Annotated in this window: 1 protein-coding gene and 1 pseudogene; both read left to right on the top strand. The window is 56.7% G+C overall.

Annotated elements, in window-relative coordinates; all coding sequences use genetic code 11:
• Window positions 1–262: 262 nt before the first annotated feature.
• Window positions 263–1279, top strand: a complete 1017-nt coding sequence (locus XI09_RS08695; RefSeq protein ID WP_271566474.1) for a thiamine pyrophosphate-dependent dehydrogenase E1 component subunit alpha — start codon at window positions 263–265, stop codon at window positions 1277–1279.
• A 5-nt stretch (window positions 1280–1284) separates the two neighbouring features.
• A pseudogene (locus tag XI09_RS08690) lies at window positions 1285–1769 on the top strand (alpha-ketoacid dehydrogenase subunit beta); the annotation flags it as partial.

Raw genomic sequence — 1769 nt, 5'->3', positions numbered from 1 at the left:
ATTGCTCACGCTCTGTGAGGAATTGCTCAATTCCACCCAAGTATGTCAGTGATATGCGCAGATGGCGAGCAAACGCCGAATTCCTGCGTAACAGGACGCCATTCGCGCGAATTTTACCTAATTGGCTGCGCTACATTCACTGAGTGGTCCAGCATCAAGAGGGCTAAAAGGCTCTTGCCGGCTTCTTGGTCCATGCCCACTGCGGCTGCCTACCTTGGCGAGCTGCCTATCTTTGATATGGATGTTGGAGCAACTTTGGATCATGCAGTTCAGCGGTGATCAGAAACTTGAGGCTTATCGGCGGATGCTGCGCATCCGTCGATTCGAAGAAGAGGGTGCGCGACAGTTCAAAGCTGGCAAGATCCCGGGGTCCTTCCACCTGAGTGTGGGGCAGGAGGCTGCTATCGTGGGCGCGTGTCTCGCCCTTCGGGACCATGACGCCATGACTGGAACGCATCGTTCGCATGGCCATCCGATCGGGAAGGGAGCGCACCTGGACGCGCTCATGGCTGAGCTGATGGGCAAGGAGGGCGGCATTTGCAAGGGGCGCGGCGGTTCGATGCACCTTGCAGACAGATCGGTCGGGATCATTAGCGAATCGGCTATCGTCGGAGGGGGTATTCCTCTTGCCACAGGGTGCGCGTTCAGCGCTAAGGTGCGGGGCGACGCTCAGGTTACTCTTTGCTTCTTCGGCGATGGAGCGGTGAACCAGGGCACATTCCATGAGAGCCTCAACATGGCGTCGCTATGGAAGCTGCCGGTCATCTACTTTTGCGAGAACAATGGCTATGCAATTTCTACCTCGGTTGCGCAAAGCCACGGACAATCAAACATCGCGTTGCGGGCTGCGGGCTACGGCATGCCAGGCGTTACGGTTGACGGGCAGGATGTGAGCGCCGTCTATGAAGTCGCAGCGCAGGCTGTCGCGCGAGCGCGCGCGGGCGACGGGCCTACTCTCATAGTAGCTGACACTTATCGGTTCGATGAGCACAGTTTCGGCATGGTGATTTCGGGACCGCCCTACCGGTCGGTTGACGAAGTCGAGCGCTACAAGCGCGACCGAGATCCGATCGCGCTTTATCGCGTTAAGTTGCTCGAACACGGCGTCAATGAAAGTAGCTTGGCAGCAATCGAAGAGGAAGTCGCCAAAGCCGTCGAGCGGGCTGTGCAATTTGCCTTATCCAGCCCGCTGCCTCAGCCGGACACTTTGCCAGACTACATGTTCAACTCGCCGCTGGAAGGTCACTACAGCTCGATTGACGGGCCGGAGAGGAATTAGTCGATATGCAAACTCATATCCAAAAACCTGCCGCGGCGCCCTGCACGTACGTTCAGATGACCTATCTTGAGGCCATCATGCGGGCGCAGATAGAGGAAATGGAGTGTGATGAGCGCGTCATCCTCATGGGAGAGGACATTTCGGTATATGGCGGCGGCAAACTCGTCGAGCGATTCGGAAAAAATAGAATTTGGCACACGCCGATCTCGGAAGGCAGTTTTACCGGCGTTGGGATCGGCGCCGCCATCAACGGGTTGCGCCCGATCATAGACCTTACAATTGCGAGCTTCGTTTATCTGGCTTCGGATCAGATCATTAATCAGGCCTCGAAACTGCGATACATGACAGGAGGACAGATCGACGTTCCAATCGTGGTTCGTTCCTGTATGTACTCGATGAAGTCGGTAGCAGCCCAGCATGCTGACCGACCTTACACGTTCTTCATGAACGTGCCGGGCCTCAAGATCATCAGCCCGACCAGCGCCGCCGA

Origin of the sequence: Bradyrhizobium sp. CCBAU 11386 (assembly GCF_028128955.1) — a bacterium.
In the GTDB taxonomy this organism is placed as follows: domain Bacteria; phylum Pseudomonadota; class Alphaproteobacteria; order Rhizobiales; family Xanthobacteraceae; genus Bradyrhizobium.
The sequence above is the reverse complement of the archived record's forward strand: the minus strand, read 5'-3'. Positions and strand labels throughout refer to the sequence as shown.